Here is a 15,993-nt window from a genome sequence, read left to right as displayed (position 1 = left end):
AAGCAGCTTTTTTATTTATGATGCAACGGTCAGTTGTTCTTGAACATACTGTGCATAAAGTGGGTGTGATTTTACAAGATCACTGTGTTTACCTGCTCCTGTAATTGCTCCCTTTTCAATAAAGTAAATGTTATCTGCATCAACAATTGTGGATAAACGATGAGCAATGACTAATGTTGTTCTACCTTTCATCAGGCTATCCAAAGCTTTTTGAACCATTGCTTCTGACTCTGAATCTAGACTAGCTGTGGCTTCATCGAGCATGAGAATTTTCGGATTACGCAAGAAGGCACGTGCAATAGCTAAACGCTGACGTTGCCCACCTGATATCTTCACTCCACGTTCCCCTACTTGTGTATCCAATTTGTCGGGCATATTTTCGACAAAACCGCGTGCAAAGGCTAAGTCTAGCACTTCCCATAATTGTGCATCACTGTATGTACCGTCTAAACCATAAGTCAAGTTGTCACGAATTGTTCCTGCCATAATCGCTGAATCTTGTGAAACAAACCCAATTTGGCTACGCCAATCTTTGAGGGCTAAGTTTTCAATATCATGATTCCCCATTGTTAGTTTTCCTCCTGTTGGTTTGTAGAAGCGTTCCAAAATAGAGAAAATAGTTGATTTTCCGCCTCCAGAAGGACCTGCAAAGGCAACAATAGTATTTGGTTTCGCTTCGAAAGTAATATTTTTCAATATTTCTTCAGAGTCATCATATGAAAAACTAATATTTTCTGCACGTAAAACTTGGCCTTCAATATCTAGGTTTTCTCCAAGACTTAACTGCTCTTGTTCTTCTTCTAAAACTTCATTCAGACGGGCTGTGGCTCCTGAGGCTTTAGAACTTGCGGTAAAGAAAAGCGCTAGAGTAGGAACAGAACCAATCATGTTCATAAGATACATCAAGAAGCTCATCAAAGTGGCCATCGTCATTGCTCCTACGGCAACACGATGAATTCCATAAAGCAGCAATCCAAAGATTGTTGACATCATTAACAACATCATAATTGGTTGCATGGAACCATCAAAAATTGCTTCACGAAGCCCGATTTTATAAAGCTTATTGATGTTTTTTTCAGCTGAATGTGTCGCTTGTACCTCCGCATTGGAAGACTTGACCAAACGAATTTCGCTAAGCACTTCACTTGCTGTGCCAGAAAATCCTGCAAGAGCATCTTGACGCTGGATTCCAAATTTTTGGCCAAAAGTGGCCAAGGGCATAATAATCAATGTCGCAATAGGAACAGCTATCACCATTGCTACAGTCATCTGCCAATCCATACGAAACATCATAAAAATTGAACCCACAAGAAGCAAAAGGCTTGTTAAGGTTTGAGGTACAGTATTAGCTAAAAGATCTTTCACTTGGGTTGTATCATTGACCAAGCGGCTTCCAATTTCTCCTGTTTTGACTTCATCAAAGTACTTTACAGGCAGGTGAACCATCTTATTCCACACTGTTAAACGTAATCTTTTTACTACATTTTCTCCAAAAAATCCAAGCACTGAGGCACCAATTGCACCAAGTAAGGCCGAAAGGATGTAAACAAGAACTACATTTCCTAAAAGACCATAATTAATCCCTTGTGCAAATCCTGAAATAAGTGGCTGTATCATTTGAGGTACAATGAGCTGTAATACCGCTCCCACAATCCCTGACAACATCCCAATGGCAAAATAGGAGTATTTTGGTTTACTCTTGGCAATGAGTTTCAAAAAATCCTTACTTTTTATTTTATTGGCTTTTATTTCTTTTTCCATTTTTATCTCCTTCAATTACTTAGTTTTTATTTTCGTAAAACTAACAAAATTGATTATAAAACTTTTAATTAGTTTTGTCAACAATAAAACTAATTATTTTGGGATAAAAAACCAACCCATAAGGTTGGAATAATTTTTAATATTTAAATTCACCTACAGTACGGAATCCAATATTTTTAAATGAACTCATTTCGGCTTGATTGACATCTGTAGTTTTAAAGTTTTTTGCAAATTTCGCTGCTGATACACCATCTAAGCGTGTGAGTTGTTCACCATTGAACATCCAGATTGACCCATTCATTTTAGAATTTTTGTCGTTTACTTTATATAAAATCATTTCGTCTTCTTCTCCTTCATCTGTTTCTGATTCACCGGCTTTGCGCCATACTTCATAGTACTTAAAACTGTTGCTACTTAAATATGTACTATTAATTGGTAAATCTTGTATTGCTGTATTAGCTTGACCATTAGTATAATAGCAAGTCGAGGTAATAATTTTGCCACCTCCAGTAATTACACCTGTATGGCCTCCTGCGCCTCCTGATTCTGCCATTGAATTTCCAGCAGATAGTAGAATAATATCTTCATCCTGCATTTGATTCAGATTAGAACCTGACATATTTCCTGTTAGAATTCTCGTATAGCCACATTTTGAGAGATAACCACCTAAGGTTACGGTATTATAAACATAATCATAAGCAACTCCTGTCGCTTCTTTAAGGGCTATAACAATACTACCTGAACAGTCTGCTGTTCCATCTGTACCAATACGAGAGCCTGTCATGGAGTAGGTGATTTGATTACGATGTGTATTGAACCAATCAACTACTTTTCTACGATTACTTGAAGTTGAACCTTGGAAAAGGTTATACCAATAACGTGCCTGTGTACCTCGAGCAGGTTGATTTGGATTTAACGGCCGTTCATAATATCGAATAAAAATATCCGCCAATGTTTCAGGAGATGCCGTACTCTTAGTAAATTGTGCAAAAGTCATACTTGGGTGATAAAACTGTTGATTGTTTGCAACTTCCCACTCAATACGCTTGCATTGAGAGAAAACATCTTGATAAGCTAAACCTTTTGATTTTGCCCAGTCAATATATTTTGTCGCTGGTGTCCATTGAACAAGGCCATAACCACCATTCATATTACCAACTCTATCACTTTCCCAGCGATCGGCAATAATACCGCTCTCACTCTGCATATTACCTAGGAGAGCAGATACTGACTGTTTTGTCCATCCGCGTGACGTAAGATAGTCCCAGATTTGTTTTGCTGTTTCTTGTTGTCCCAGTTTATTTTCCTCCTTTTTTTATACAATTCTAATAAACCCGTCGACTTACCGATTGTTCTACCTAACATACAGCTGCATTTTTTAGGAATGACTTCAAGTTGGAATCGAACCAACCGTCTCTTATAGACTTGCCATTTTGAAGCCTGATTTAATTATATGACCGAATTTTCATTTATTCCAGATTGGAAAACCAACCTCTATAAAGCTAATTTTTCTGCTTGAAGATGGCGACCAAGTTTTGCTTTATTGCCGATCACATTTATAATTGTAAGCCCTAATTTTAAATTGTTTCAGGTAAAAACAAAAAAACTGCTGAATTCAGCAGTTTTTTATATTATACAATCTATTGCGAAAGGCGGCAGACGGATTTGAACCGACGATCAAGCTTTTGCAGAGCCATGCCTTACCACTTGGCTATGCCGCCACAACATTAATCATTATATCGAAATTTAAGGATAAAAGCAAGAACTTTTACAGCTTCTCAAATTTCACCCCTCAAGGGTTAAGAAAAAGCCCTAAGCAATTTCTCTTAGAACTTTTCTTTTTTCTCAAAGTGTTATCGATATTAATTTGCCGCTTTTTCTAAAGCTTGAATACGTTTTTCCTGGCTAATAATTTCTGTAGCCAAATCTTTGAAGGTAATTGAGTTCATCAGATGGTCTTGCGCATGTACCATATAGAGATCGATTTCTGTATGAATACCTTGTGCTTCTTTTGTCAGCATATCTGTTTGAACATCATGGGCTTGGAGCAACTCTTGGTTCGACTCCTGAAGTGATTTTTCTGCTGCTTCAAAATCTCCTTCTTTTGCTTGTTGGATTGCTTGAAAGGCTAAGCCTTTGGCATTTCCACCATGCATGATGATTCCCATCACAATTTCCATTCTTTCTTCGTTCATTACATCCCCTTTTATTTCGTCGTCTTGAGTTCTTTTACTTCATTAAAGCTTCTGCTGCTTCAAGGACTTTATCGCCACGCATCATACCGTAGTCTTGCATTTTGATCACATCCATTGGTACATCAGCAGCTTGTGCTTTCTTTTGTACCTCTGCTTTCATGAAGCCTACTTGAGGTCCTAAGAGAAGGACATCAGGTTTAGGGGTAGCAGCAAGCATGTTATCGATATCTGCTGTTGATTTTGCGAAAATTTCGTAGTCCAATCCTTTATCTGCTGCTGCTTTTTGCATTTTAGAAACTAAAAGTGATGTTGACATGCCTGCTGCGCAAGCTAAAGCGATTATTTTATCAGCCATAATTATTTTTCCTTCTTTTTCTTTTTATAGTCTTAAGTATACCGCTTTCATTGATTTTTTGCAAGTGTTTTCATAATGACAGAGTATGACTTTAGATACTGTCCCCATTCTCTTTAATGAGCGCTTGATACCAATAGTAAGAATCCTTGGGTATTCGCTTGAGACTACCTTCCATACTTTCGTCCTGATCCACATAGACAAAGCCATAGCGTTTCTGATAACCGTTCAACCAACTGAGTAAGTCAGTGTAAGACCATGTATGATAGCCAATCACTTGAACACCATCGGTTAAGGCTTCTTTTATAGCTTTAACATGACTTTCCAGATATCTAATGCGGTAATCATCATGAATTTGCCCTGCCTCAAGCTTGTCATACTCTCCTAAACCATTTTCTGTAATCATCACAGGTATGCGGTAGCGACTGGTAATTCGACGTAAGGCGATACGCAATCCCATTGGATCAATTTCCCAATCCCAGTTTGTACGTTCAACAGCAGGATTAGTTACACGTTTGTACAAGCCCGGAATGCCTTGGTCGCCTCCTGAGCCCTTAACTCCGGTAGTATTCATTTTACCAAGTGTGACTCCACCTTCGCGCGGATTCCAAGCATTGGCAGCAGTTTGATAATAATTAATCCCTAAAAAGTCTGGTCGGGCTGATTTTAAGAGTTCAAAATCACCCTCCTCGGTTTCAAACATCAGATCATTTTCTTTAAGATAATTCAAAGCCACAATAGGATATTCGCCATAGCAATAGACATCCATCCAAAAATGAGCAAACATTTCTTCTGCATTTTCAGCTGCCAAGATATTAAGGGGATTAGAATCGAGCGCGTAGTTTGGTGTATAAGCAAAGGAAGGACCGATTTGACCGGGCATATCCATTTCATGAAAAGCATTGATTACAGCTGCATTAGCCAAATTTGCATGGTGATTGACTTGATAGAACAGCTTCATATCTACCTTTCCAGGTGGGTGCGTTGCCAATATCCAACCATGTTGTGTAAAGATGTTTTGTTCATTCAAGGATACCCAATACTTCACTTTTCCTTTAAAAGCTGTAAATAGTGTTTGCGCATAATGCACAAAATCCTCAATAATCTGGCGATTTTCCCAACCTTGATATTCTTCTTCAAGAGCTTGCGGTAAATCCCAGTGATAGAGCGTAACTACCGGTTCGATATGATTAGCAATCAATTCATCAACCAAATCCATATAAAATTGTAAGCCTTGTTGATTAATTTCGCCCCGACCTTCAGGAAAAATACGTGTCCAAGCAATTGAAAAACGATAGGATTTTAACCCCATTTCAGCCATAAGTGCTACATCTTCTTTGTAGCGATGGTAGTGATCAACAGCAATGTCTCCTGTTGTCTCCTTAAAAGTTTTTCCTGGTATGCGGACAAAATTATCCCAAACTGATGGACCTTTTCCGTCTTCGTCATGCGCACCTTCAACCTGATAAGCTGCCGAGGCCGAGCCCCATAAAAAGTTATCGGGGAAAGCTTTTAGTTTTGTATGTTCCATTATAATTTTTCTCCATTTGAGGCTATGACTTGACTGTACCACTCAAAGGAATCTTTCTTCGAGCGTTCCAAGCTGCCATTTCCTTCATTGTCTTTATCTACATAGATAAAACCATAGCGTTTTTTCATCTCTCCAGTTCCTGCAGAAACAAGATCAATAAAGCCCCATGGTGTATAACCCATTAAGTCTACGCCATCGTACTCGACAGCATCTTTCATCGCTTCAATGTGTGCTTTTAGATATTCCACACGGTATGGATCATGAATACTGCCATCTTCTTCTACTTTATCCACAGCACCAAAACCATTTTCTACAATAAAGAGTGGTTTTTCATAACGCTCATTGAACCAATTCATGCTATAACGCAGACCTAATGGATCAATTTGCCAACCCCATTCTGATGCTTCGACATATTGATTTTTTACCAAATCTCGGTTTTCGATATAATCAAAGGTTGGCGCTCCCAGATTCTCTTGATTCTCCATTTTTTCAGCTGTACTTGGCATATAATTTAGCTTAAGACTTGGATCAATCTTTTCAGCCTGATCTTTAATAGCAAAACTCATATAATAACTAAAGCCGATATAATCTACTTCGCCTTTGGATAAATCTTCAATATCTTCCGGAGTAATGTCCAAATCAAAGGCTTTACGTTCAAAATATTTGAGCATATAGCTTGGATAGTGTCCACGCGCATGGACATCGGTAAACCATAAACGCCGTTGCATGGCAACCTGTGCTGCCATCATATCTTCGGGTTTACATGTTGCAGGATAAATAGGACACATCGCAATCATGCAACCAATTTGGAAATCAGGGTTAATCTTATGTCCTAGATCTACAACTTTAGCAGAAGCCACTAATTCATAGTGGGCTGCTTGGTACATAATCTTTTCACGGTTCTCGCCTTCCACGAACTTCAAACCAGAGTTAGTGAATGGTGCAAAATCCAGATCAAAATTTGCTTGATTATTTATCTCGTTAAATGTCATCCAGTATTTAACTTTATCTTTATAGCGGGTCATTACTACTTCAGCAAATCTTACAAAAAAGTCAATCAAGCGGCGATTACGCCAGCCACCATACTCGGTAACCAAGTGATAAGGCATTTCAAAGTGGGAAAGCGTGATGACTGGCTCAATACCGTTTTTCAAACATTCATCAAATAAATCATCGTAAAATTGAAGACCTTCTTCATTAGGCTCACTTTCATCTCCATTTGGAAAAATACGTGTCCAAGCAATGGATGTACGGAAACAGTTCACACCTAACTCTGCAAAAAGTCTGACATCATCTTTATAGCGATGGTAGAAGTCAATGGCTTCATGGTTTGGATAATTTTCACCGGGTAAGACACCATCTGTAATCCGGCGCTCAACACCATTTGCTCCAGCAGTCATAACGTCGGCCACAGAAACCCCTTTGCCTCCTGCATTCCAGCCGCCTTCAAGTTGATGAGCAGCAACTGCACCGCCCCATAGGAAATCTTTTCTTAAAGTCATTTTTCTTCTCTCTTTCCTCTAATTCTGTTGATTTAACTTTAAATCTTTTACAAGGTTTGAACTTGCGTATACTTCAGTTCTTAACATCCTCCCCTTTTTTAGACGCTCAGTTCCCCTCTATAAATGTAAACTCTCCCAGCTCTTGATGAGTTTACATTTATAGAAGAGAGATTAAGTCAATGCTTAATCTCATCTCACTATTATGCTTGTTCAGCTTGCTCTGCTTCATATGCTTCTTTTTCTTGTTGTACAAGAATCGCATCATATTTTTTAGCAAATGGCCAGTATATGGCACCTGTCACAAAAATCATCAAGGCTTGCCATGCTGCACCTTGCCAACCTCCGACAATCAAACCTGAAAGGATTGGCGGTGTTGTCCATGGGACGAAGATACCATTAAACGGTGGGATAATTCCCAGCGCAATAGCTGCATAAGTTCCAAATCCTGAAACGAGAGGGGCAATCAAGAATGGGAAAGCCAAGATTGGGTTTAAGACAATCGGCATACCAAAGAGTACAGGCTCATTGATATTGAAGAAGGCTGGTGCTAATGTTAATTTACCAATGGTTTTCATTTGAACAGAACGCGCACGGTAAATCATAAAGATAACGAAACCGAAAGTCATTCCTGAACCTGTAACCGTAATAAACTGATCCATAAAGGCTTGCGTAACAATATGTGCCCCATGATCAAGTGATAAGTTACCCTCTTGGAACAATTTGAGGTTATCGGCATTGTTAGCCAAGAGCAACGGTGTCATGATACCGCCAATAACTGTGGCACCATGTACCCCAAACCACCAGATAAATACAGGTAAGAATGCAATTAAGAAGACACCAAGTGGGCCGTCTGTAGCATGTTGCAAAGGTGTTTGAATTAAAGTATAAATCCATTCAATCGGTGTTTGATCCGTTGTCAATACAGATAGGGCATAGATAAGCATTGCTACAAAAGTAATAACGAAAGCTGGCACTAGAGCACCAAAGGAATCTGATACATTTGCAGGCACTTGTTCAGGAAGTTTGATACGGATATCTTTTTTCATGAACCATGAGTAAGACCAACCGACCAATAAACCAGCAAGCATGGCGAGAATCATTCCTTTACCGCCAAGCCAAGCTGCATCAATAACACCACTTACTTGATACTCTCCCACGACAGCAGAACCATCAGCAATTTTAGTCACCGTTGAAATAGTACTTGGTTGAAGCATAACCATGACAATAATAGAAGTCAAACCAGCAGAGGCGCCTTCATATCCTTCGCTCTTCACCCAAGAATAAGCAATACCAAAAGCTGCAAAGAGGGCCATAATACCAAATGAAGCAGCATAGGCTTGATTAAAAATAGGGGCCCAACCAATTTGTGCAATCCAGTCCGCAACATTTTGTTGAGGGAAGTTTGCTAAGATGAGGAAGATTGCTCCAATAATAATGAAAGGTATTGGATACAACATACCGTTTTTAATTGCTGTAACGGCTTTTGTGTTCAAAAATTTCATCATCGGAGGCATTAATTTCTCGTTGATAAATTTATTCATATTTTTACTCCAAAAATTTTATTTTTAATTCATTAGGGCATCTGCAGCTGCAACTACATTTTTGCCATTCATCATGCCATAGTCTTGCATCTTAATCACATCACAAGGAACTCCTGCGGCATTCGCTTTCTTAGTAACTTCTGCTTTCATATAGGAAACTTGAGGACCTAATAAGAGCACATCTGGTTTGTTCGAACCAGAGCCTGCTAACATATTATCGATCTCTGCTACTGACTTAGCAAAAATTTCATAATCTTTTCCAGCTTCTTTTGCTGCTTGTTGCATCTTCGTTACCAGCAATGATGTTGACATACCTGCTGCACATGCCAGTGCAATAACCTTTTCTGCCATTTTTTCTCCTTATTCTTTTGAGCTCAAGAATATTATAGCGTTTTCTGAAAAGGCTTTCAAACGATAATATGAAACACCTTTCCTGTATTGAAACAAAGAGAAAATGGCTTAAATTAAGGATTTATGGCTTAATTTTTTGCAATAAATACAAAAAAACTTGCAAAAATTGCAAGTTTTTTAAAACATGTTTCGCATTTTGGAACAAATCGAACACTATTCCTCTAAAAAATGGAGCGTTTTATGAGCCAGAACTTCAAGAACTGCAACAACAGGAAGTTGTGTCGTTAAATTTCCTAGCGGATAAAGTTTAGACCATTCCGGCGTGAGATTGTAAAAGAGTTGCAAGTCAGCCAGCCGGCCAACTGTACTGTCTTCATTATTTGTCAATGAAATAATTTGTGCACCTTCTTGTTTGAATTCCAACTCCTTATTAATGATTTGAATCGTTTCTCCTGAGGCCGATAAAATCAATGCAATAACATTACCTGTGCCATTGATTTGGATAGCTTGGAAAGGATCATTAATAACAAAGGCACGTAAACCTGCATTCACAAAGTATTTACATGCATAATCAGCTAAAGAACCTGAGTTCCCAATTCCCATAAAAACGGTATAATCTGCTTTAGCAATCATCTTGGCAGCTTCAGTCAGTCGCTTTTGATAACTTTCAGAATTCATACGGCGTAAAAACATATCAAATTCTAGCATATTGTCATAATGCTGCTCTTCCGCCGTTTTAGGTTTGCTTTGATTTTTTAGAAAAAATTTTAATTCTGCCCAACCATTAAAGCCCAACTTTGTACTCATTCTTACGATTGTTGTAGTAGAAACATGAAGCTGGCTAGCTAAGCTCCGAATCGTTGCTTTTTGAACCTTATCTGGAGATTTGATGATAAAATCAAGGACCAAGGTTTCGAGCTCATTAAGCTTGCTTATTTGTTCAGGTTGAAACATAAAAACTCCTTTATCTAGCTTAAAATAGTGTATATTTGATCAAATAGTAACCCAGAGCTAAACACTCTCGAGCGTAATTGCTCATAGTCTGCAAAGCAGAGGTCTTACTTTCTGCTGCATAACCTTGCACGTTTTTGTAGCCTAATTTGGAAGCCAAATAAAGGCTACGATAAAGATGAAAGTCGCTCGTCACAAGTAGTGTTTTCCCTTGCACATACTTTTGAGAAAGCGCGAAATTCTCGACAGTATTTCGCGCTTTCTTTTCTTCAATGATTCGGCTAGAGTTTAAACCATGTGCTTTGAGATATGTGGCCATTCCCTCAGCTTCAGATACAGGAGAAGCGGAACTTTGATAACCTGTAACAATAACTCTAGCTTGAGGATTGCTCTTAGCAAGTGTTAAAGCAGTATCAAGACGGCTCTTCGTAGTAGATGCAGGCTGACCATCTGGCTCAATCTTACTGCCTAAAACTAGTATCGTCTTAAATTCTTGTGCTGTATCTCCTTGATAAGCGACATCACTCCGTATCAAAAAGAAACAGAAAAGGCCATAGGCCGTTCCCAAAGCAAAGATTAACCCTAAAACTCGAAAGAATTTTTTCATTAGAATTTTTGTTTGCGGGCTTCACGTTGCTTACGTGCATTTTTATTGTGCTCTGCACGACGTTTTTTCGTATTTTCTTCTTCAATCGCCCATTTCAAGGCACGTTTATAGCCTGGTTTGACTTTTTTCTTACTCTTAGCCAACTGACCACGCATTTTGTTAGACAACTCTCCAGTCTTGGCTGTACGTTTTTCACGGCGATCACGATCATAAGAATCAACAATCTCACCATTTTTCACAGCTTTAGGTTGGAATGTTACACCCATTTTTTCAATTTCACGAATGGCTGAATCATCAGAAGGACTGTAAAGTGTAATCGCCGTTCCCGACAAACCATTACGTCCTGAGCGTCCTACACGGTGTACAAAGAAGGAAAGATCACGAGGAAGTTCATCATTGATAACATGACTTACACCTTCGATATCAATCCCACGTGCTGCAATATCCGTTGCTACAACAAACTGATAATCTAAGTTCTTGATGCTTGCCATGATACGTTTCCGTTCACGTGGTGGGATATCACCATGAATTTTTGCTGCTTTGACACCATTGTTGACTAAGAAATGATGAATATCATCAACGCGTCCCTTTGTATTGGCAAAAATCATTGCCATATAAGGATTGGTTGCCTTCGAAAGTTGCAGTAAAATTTGGTTATGTGATGCGCCTTTAGTTGAGATCAGCCAGTTTTCAATCGTGTCTGAAATCACAGTCTTATTCGCAATTTTTTCCATCACAGGATTATTCAAATATTTTTTAAGGAAAGGCTGTAACTTTTGTGGAATAGTTGCAGAGAAGACCAGCATCTGTACTTTTTTACCAAAGCTGGCTGCAATTTTATCCACATCTGTCAAGAAGCCCATATCCAAAGTCATGTCCGCTTCATCTACAACAAAAATGGATGCCGTATGAATAATCAAAGCTCCCGATTTAAGTAAATCTTGGATACGCCCTGGTGTACCAATCACGATATGAGGTTGTGAAGACTCAAGTTTCTTAATTTGACGCGCTTTATCTGTTCCACCCACATAGTTGACCACGCGGATTGCATCATTAAATTTAACAAATTCTTGAGCTGCATGATAAATCTGTGTGGCAAGTTCACGAGATGGTGCAGTGATTACGGCTTGGACTTCATCAAGCTCTGTGTTCAATTGTTGGAAAATAGGGAGCAAGAAAGTATGTGTCTTTCCTGAACCTGTTTTTGATTCCCCTACCAAATCACGGCCTGATAATACGACAGGAATCAGTTTTTCCTGAACGGGGGTTGGCGAAACGAACTTGATTGCCTCAAGCGTTTCATTGATATAATTCTTAAAGTTAAATTCTGTAAATTTCATAGCTCCTATTATAGCATGAATAGTGCATTTATAAAACAGGGTTCGCCTTTTTAATTCCAATTCTTATTGAAAAAAGCAGAAAAGCAAAAAAAGCACCTCCAAGGTGCTCTTTTTTATGTTATTTAGCTTTAGCGTAAAGTTCGTTTACTTTATCCCAGTTAATCAAGCTAAAGAAAGCTTCGATGTAATCTGGACGAACATTGCGATATTTCAAATAATAAGCATGTTCCCAAACGTCAAGACCAAGTACTGGAATTTGTCCATCAGAAATTGGGTTATCTTGGTTGGCTGTAGAAACAACTTTAAGTTTACCGTAATCGAGAACTAACCAAGCCCAACCTGAACCAAAACGTCCTGTAGCAGCTGCTTTAAACTCAGCTTTGAAGTCGTCAAATGAACCAAAAGCTTCATCGATGGCTGCAGCGATGTCACCTGTTGGTGCACCACCTGCGTTTGGAGCAAGCCATTCCCAGAACATTGTGTGGTTCAAATGTCCGCCACCGTTGTTACGTACCGCAACGCGGATATCTTCTGGCAAACGGTCCAAATAAGCCACTAATTCTTCAACAGTTTTATCAAAGAATTCTGGGTGTTTTTCAATCGCTGCATTAAGATTATTTACATAGGTTTGGTGATGTTTATCATGGTGCAAATGCATTGTTTCTTCATCAAAGAAAGGTTCCAAAGCGTCATATGCATAAGGTAATTCTGGAAGTGTATAAGCCATAGTATTCTCCTTAAATTTTAATATACTATTATTATAAAGAAATAAGAACCGTTTACAAAATTATCTGCTTATCTTTTCGCTCTTCACGAAAATACTTCAAATCTCGGTCATAGATAAATTCAACCCCTGTTAAATCATCATACTCCCGTGCACCAACCAAAGTATAGAGCTTTGTTAAATCATCTTTCCAGTGGCTAAACATTTCATCCAAGGCTTGAGAACCTTGGGTATGTAGGATGGTTAAAACATGCCCAGCCGAGCTGGCTAAAGGCGCACCCAAAAGTTGAGCGTGCAAGATATCTGTAGCTGATGCAATACCTCCCGTAGCAATCAGAGGTTTAGTATTTTGCGCCAATTGAGCTTCAATGAGGCTCTCGGGTCCTGTCAAACCAAAATCATTTAAGTTTAAGGTGCTGTGCCCGCGTCCACTCTCAATCCATGCAAAATTTGTGCCACCTTTACCGCCAACATTAATGCCAGCGATGGCTGTTTGGCTAAGCTGTTTAAACATTTTTTGACTCATACCAAAGCCGACTTCTTTGACTACAACAGGAACATCTAAATTTTCAGCGATACGATTAATATTTTCAAGCCAGTAAAAAGAACGATCCCCTTCACTATCCTTCATGACTAACTCTTGTCCGGTATTAATATGAATTTCTAAAGCATCAGCAGAGAGCATTTCGACAGCCTTTTGTGCATTTTCTAAAGAGTGTCCTGCTCCCATATTTGCAAAAATGAAACCCTTTGGATTATGTTGACGCAATTGACGGAAACCTTCCGCCAATTCGGGATATTTCAAAGCAATCGACTGCGAGCCGACGGCCATTGCTATATGATGGTGGGCCGCAATCTCCGCTAACTCTAAATTAACCTTATCACCTTTTTTAGATCCCCCAGTCATCGCTTCTATGTAAAAAGGAAAATCAAACTTATGTTCCAAAAGAGTAACCGATAAGTCAACTTCTTGTGTAGAAATTTCTGGCAAGCCATTGGGAACAACCCGTAATGCAGCAGAAAACTCTGAGCGATTTCGGCCTTCGCGCCAGTACTTTAAGCCAAGTGATAAGTGTTCATCCTTCCGATGTCCGTGGATTTCTTTACTCATTTTGTTTTCCTATTCTTATTTTCTCAAGCTTCATTCCTTCTGCTTCAAGAGCGCTCCTTAACTCGACTATCTTGTCTTCACGCTCTGCAAAAAGAATAATATTTTCACCAAACCCCGCACCTGAAATCTTTCCAGCAAATTCGGGTTGGCTATTCACAATATTCAGAGCTAAAGCCAGTTGATCAGTCATATAGCCTTTTGCTTGGTGCTCAATAAGTAAAAGTTGATTTTCGAGGAGTTTCTCTTTAAAAAGAGCGAAATCCTGCATATCAATAGCTGTACTTATTTCAATAACAAGTTCATCACTTTTAACATAAAATGCCTCAGAAAGTTGATGTTTCAATTTTTCTACTGTCTTCGCAGATTGAGCAGTTTGGACAACATAAGGCTGCCAAGGAATCGTTAGCGGAAGGACTCGCTGATGATTTTCATAGAAAATACTGCCACCATACATAATTGCAGCAACATCGCCACGAGAACCGCTCCCTTGCACATCATAATGTGCTTGGGCCGCAATTTCAAAGCGTTTTTTCAAGGGAAGATTGAGCTGAAAAAAAAGATTGAGTGCATTCACAACGCCGACAACGACACAAGCTGATGAGCCATAACCCTTCTTGTTTTCGCCAAAACCCAGTCCACTCTTGATTTCCAAGTGAAATTCCCGGGTCAATTCAACTTCTTTACTCATATACTTGATAGCCGTCATGACAAAATTCCAAGGCCCGCTCTGCTCAGGTTTAATTTCCTTTACTGAGAAGGCATGAGCAGGCATTGCCACATTCGTTTCTAAAAGACTGTGGCCCTCTACTTCTGAAATAACCACTTGGAAATCACTCTCAAGACTCGTTACCAGAGCTAAACCTCCTAGACGAGTAACCGCATATTCTCCTGCAATAAAAAGTTTTGCAGGCACATCTATTTTATAAGTACTCAAGTCCGCCCCCCGCATGTGCAATATCAAAAATAATATTTGGAAAATTTTCCCGTAGTTTTGTTAGAAGTACTTTCTCTGTCGCTCTGTCTGTAATAATTTTAACGTTTGGCCCAGCATCGATGGTAACAAAAGCCAAGAGTCCTGCTTTATAGCATTCTTGCGTAAAGGCAATAATCCGTTGAGTATCTTCAGTAAAGTAATCAAAAGGTTCCACACAGAGGCGATTCTGTTCATGCATACCCAAAGCATTATTTTCTGCGAGTAAACCAATCTTTTCAATATCTGCCTGACGAATCGCACTTTTCATTTCTTCAAGCTGACGTGCTGACTTTTCTACCCAAGCGCTGTAGGTCGGAGCAGTTTGAGCAAGTTGCATCCCCCGTGTTGAAGACATTTTCTTTTGGGCACTTGATATTTCAGCAACAATCATGGACAAGTGGATATCCTCATCATAAAAGCTCTCAGCATAAGAGGAAACGTCGTCTTCACCCTTGTTCCAAACAGCAAAATTACCAAAGACTGAACGCGAAGCTGAACCAGAGCCACGCCGTGCAATTCTTGACATTTCTGTCAAATCGGCTGGTAATTCGAGGAGTCCAAACATGGCACCTGTCAATGCGGCAAAGCTTGAGGCTGAGGAAGCCAGTCCGGCAGCAGTTGGCACATGATTTTCAGAAGTGACTAAAACACCTGGAAAAGAACCATGCTTTGCACGAAGCATTTCTAAAAATTGATGCACACGAGTAGCATCGGTGTTCACCCCATTTAAAATCAGTTGATCCTGGTCATTAAAAGTAACAGACGTCGTTGTATAAAATTGATCCAAAGTCATTGATAAGGAACTTGTCGTAGGAATATTCAGCGCCACATCCGCCTTCCCCCAATATTTAATCAAGGCAATATTCGTATGTGCTCTAACAGTAAATTCATTCATTTATATTTTTTCCTCTTGTCGATTAATCTCTCCTATTATAACAAAGGTGGCGTAATTTAGCCATTTGTCGTTTTTGAATTTTACTCCTCCATATCGTAAAGGTCTCACAAAAAACCACCTGAAAAGGTGGTTATTTTTATACATATTTCCTGAAAGAGG

Annotated in this window: 15 protein-coding genes and 1 tRNA gene; all 16 read right to left on the bottom strand. The window is 39.2% G+C overall.

Annotated elements, in window-relative coordinates; translation table 11 throughout:
- Nucleotides 1-15: 15 nt before the first annotated feature.
- The 16 genes from J0J36_RS01465 to mvaD all read right to left on the bottom strand — a co-directional run bounded on the left by J0J36_RS01465 (nucleotide 16) and on the right by mvaD (nucleotide 15,834).
- Nucleotides 16-1,761 carry an ABC transporter ATP-binding protein gene (locus J0J36_RS01465; RefSeq protein ID WP_153924407.1) on the bottom strand — a complete coding sequence of 582 codons (1,746 nt, stop codon included), beginning with the start codon at nucleotides 1,759-1,761 and terminating at the stop codon, nucleotides 16-18.
- A 136-nt stretch (nucleotides 1,762-1,897) separates the two neighbouring features.
- Nucleotides 1,898-3,031: a phage tail tip lysozyme gene (locus J0J36_RS01460; RefSeq protein WP_232621200.1), complete on the bottom strand. Its 1,134-nt coding sequence runs from the start codon at nucleotides 3,029-3,031 to the stop codon at nucleotides 1,898-1,900.
- Nucleotides 3,032-3,411: 380 nt separating this feature from the next.
- Nucleotides 3,412-3,482: transfer RNA gene (locus J0J36_RS01455), tRNA-Cys, on the bottom strand.
- 141 nt (nucleotides 3,483-3,623) lie between these two features.
- On the bottom strand, nucleotides 3,624-3,956 hold the full coding sequence (locus tag J0J36_RS01450) for a PTS lactose/cellobiose transporter subunit IIA (RefSeq protein ID WP_019291330.1): 333 nt from the start codon (nucleotides 3,954-3,956) through the stop codon (nucleotides 3,624-3,626).
- A 34-nt stretch (nucleotides 3,957-3,990) separates the two neighbouring features.
- Nucleotides 3,991-4,311: a PTS sugar transporter subunit IIB gene (locus tag J0J36_RS01445; RefSeq protein ID WP_003133928.1), complete on the bottom strand. Its 321-nt coding sequence runs from the start codon at nucleotides 4,309-4,311 to the stop codon at nucleotides 3,991-3,993.
- A gap of 91 nt (nucleotides 4,312-4,402) precedes the next feature.
- Nucleotides 4,403-5,839 (bottom strand): glycoside hydrolase family 1 protein, encoded by a 1,437-nt coding sequence (locus J0J36_RS01440; protein WP_019291331.1) that lies wholly within the window; start codon nucleotides 5,837-5,839, stop codon nucleotides 4,403-4,405.
- Nucleotides 5,839-7,341 carry a 6-phospho-beta-glucosidase gene (locus tag J0J36_RS01435; RefSeq protein ID WP_019291332.1) on the bottom strand — a complete coding sequence of 501 codons (1,503 nt, stop codon included), beginning with the start codon at nucleotides 7,339-7,341 and terminating at the stop codon, nucleotides 5,839-5,841. The genes J0J36_RS01440 and J0J36_RS01435 overlap by 1 nt, the downstream gene beginning before the upstream one ends.
- A gap of 200 nt (nucleotides 7,342-7,541) precedes the next feature.
- The gene (locus tag J0J36_RS01430) at nucleotides 7,542-8,882 is read right to left on the bottom strand and encodes a PTS sugar transporter subunit IIC (RefSeq protein ID WP_019291333.1); all 1,341 of its coding nucleotides are present in this window, start codon (nucleotides 8,880-8,882) and stop codon (nucleotides 7,542-7,544) included.
- A 24-nt stretch (nucleotides 8,883-8,906) separates the two neighbouring features.
- Nucleotides 8,907-9,233 (bottom strand): PTS sugar transporter subunit IIB, encoded by a 327-nt coding sequence (locus J0J36_RS01425; RefSeq protein ID WP_019291334.1) that lies wholly within the window; start codon nucleotides 9,231-9,233, stop codon nucleotides 8,907-8,909.
- Nucleotides 9,234-9,446: 213 nt separating this feature from the next.
- Entirely contained in the window at nucleotides 9,447-10,187 is a 741-nt protein-coding gene (locus J0J36_RS01420) for a MurR/RpiR family transcriptional regulator (protein WP_019291335.1), read from the bottom strand.
- 19 nt (nucleotides 10,188-10,206) lie between these two features.
- The gene (locus J0J36_RS01415) at nucleotides 10,207-10,791 is read right to left on the bottom strand and encodes a YdcF family protein (RefSeq protein ID WP_019291336.1); all 585 of its coding nucleotides are present in this window, start codon (nucleotides 10,789-10,791) and stop codon (nucleotides 10,207-10,209) included.
- Nucleotides 10,791-12,131, bottom strand: coding sequence for a DEAD/DEAH box helicase (locus J0J36_RS01410; RefSeq protein WP_019291337.1), 1,341 nt, complete (start codon nucleotides 12,129-12,131; stop codon nucleotides 10,791-10,793). Before J0J36_RS01410 ends, J0J36_RS01415 begins: the two co-directional genes overlap by 1 nt.
- Before the next feature lie 118 nt (nucleotides 12,132-12,249).
- Nucleotides 12,250-12,858, bottom strand: coding sequence for a superoxide dismutase (locus J0J36_RS01405; protein ID WP_017369434.1), 609 nt, complete (start codon nucleotides 12,856-12,858; stop codon nucleotides 12,250-12,252).
- A gap of 52 nt (nucleotides 12,859-12,910) precedes the next feature.
- The gene (gene fni / locus J0J36_RS01400) at nucleotides 12,911-13,966 is read right to left on the bottom strand and encodes a type 2 isopentenyl-diphosphate Delta-isomerase (protein WP_019291339.1); all 1,056 of its coding nucleotides are present in this window, start codon (nucleotides 13,964-13,966) and stop codon (nucleotides 12,911-12,913) included.
- Entirely contained in the window at nucleotides 13,959-14,900 is a 942-nt protein-coding gene (locus tag J0J36_RS01395; RefSeq protein ID WP_019291340.1) for a mevalonate kinase, read from the bottom strand. The genes fni and J0J36_RS01395 overlap by 8 nt, the downstream gene beginning before the upstream one ends.
- On the bottom strand, nucleotides 14,887-15,834 hold the full coding sequence (gene mvaD / locus J0J36_RS01390; RefSeq protein ID WP_019291341.1) for a diphosphomevalonate decarboxylase: 948 nt from the start codon (nucleotides 15,832-15,834) through the stop codon (nucleotides 14,887-14,889). Before mvaD ends, J0J36_RS01395 begins: the two co-directional genes overlap by 14 nt.
- Between the last annotated feature and the right edge of the window lie 159 nt (nucleotides 15,835-15,993).

It is taken from the genome of Lactococcus sp. LG1074, assembly GCF_017309525.1.
GTDB lineage: Bacteria > Bacillota > Bacilli > Lactobacillales > Streptococcaceae > Lactococcus > Lactococcus petauri.
Note: the sequence above shows the minus strand (reverse complement) of the source record. Positions and strands in the feature narration are given on the sequence as shown.

Excerpts from the sequence above, each read along its gene's own strand:
- fni (WP_019291339.1), bottom strand. The coding sequence starts at position 13,966 with ATGAGTAAAGAAATCCACGGACATCGGAAGGATGAACACTTATCACTT.
- J0J36_RS01405 (WP_017369434.1), bottom strand. The coding sequence starts at position 12,858 with ATGGCTTATACACTTCCAGAATTACCTTATGCATATGACGCTTTGGAA.
- J0J36_RS01415 (WP_019291336.1), bottom strand. The coding sequence starts at position 10,791 with ATGAAAAAATTCTTTCGAGTTTTAGGGTTAATCTTTGCTTTGGGAACG.
- J0J36_RS01420 (WP_019291335.1), bottom strand. The coding sequence starts at position 10,187 with ATGTTTCAACCTGAACAAATAAGCAAGCTTAATGAGCTCGAAACCTTG.
- J0J36_RS01410 (WP_019291337.1), bottom strand. The coding sequence starts at position 12,131 with ATGAAATTTACAGAATTTAACTTTAAGAATTATATCAATGAAACGCTT.
- J0J36_RS01445 (WP_003133928.1), bottom strand. The coding sequence starts at position 4,311 with ATGGCTGATAAAATAATCGCTTTAGCTTGCGCAGCAGGCATGTCAACA.
- J0J36_RS01450 (WP_019291330.1), bottom strand. The coding sequence starts at position 3,956 with ATGAACGAAGAAAGAATGGAAATTGTGATGGGAATCATCATGCATGGT.
- J0J36_RS01430 (WP_019291333.1), bottom strand. The coding sequence starts at position 8,882 with ATGAATAAATTTATCAACGAGAAATTAATGCCTCCGATGATGAAATTT.
- J0J36_RS01465 (WP_153924407.1), bottom strand. The coding sequence starts at position 1,761 with ATGGAAAAAGAAATAAAAGCCAATAAAATAAAAAGTAAGGATTTTTTG.
- J0J36_RS01440 (WP_019291331.1), bottom strand. The coding sequence starts at position 5,839 with ATGGAACATACAAAACTAAAAGCTTTCCCCGATAACTTTTTATGGGGC.
- J0J36_RS01435 (WP_019291332.1), bottom strand. The coding sequence starts at position 7,341 with ATGACTTTAAGAAAAGATTTCCTATGGGGCGGTGCAGTTGCTGCTCAT.
- J0J36_RS01425 (WP_019291334.1), bottom strand. The coding sequence starts at position 9,233 with ATGGCAGAAAAGGTTATTGCACTGGCATGTGCAGCAGGTATGTCAACA.
- mvaD (WP_019291341.1), bottom strand. The coding sequence starts at position 15,834 with ATGAATGAATTTACTGTTAGAGCACATACGAATATTGCCTTGATTAAA.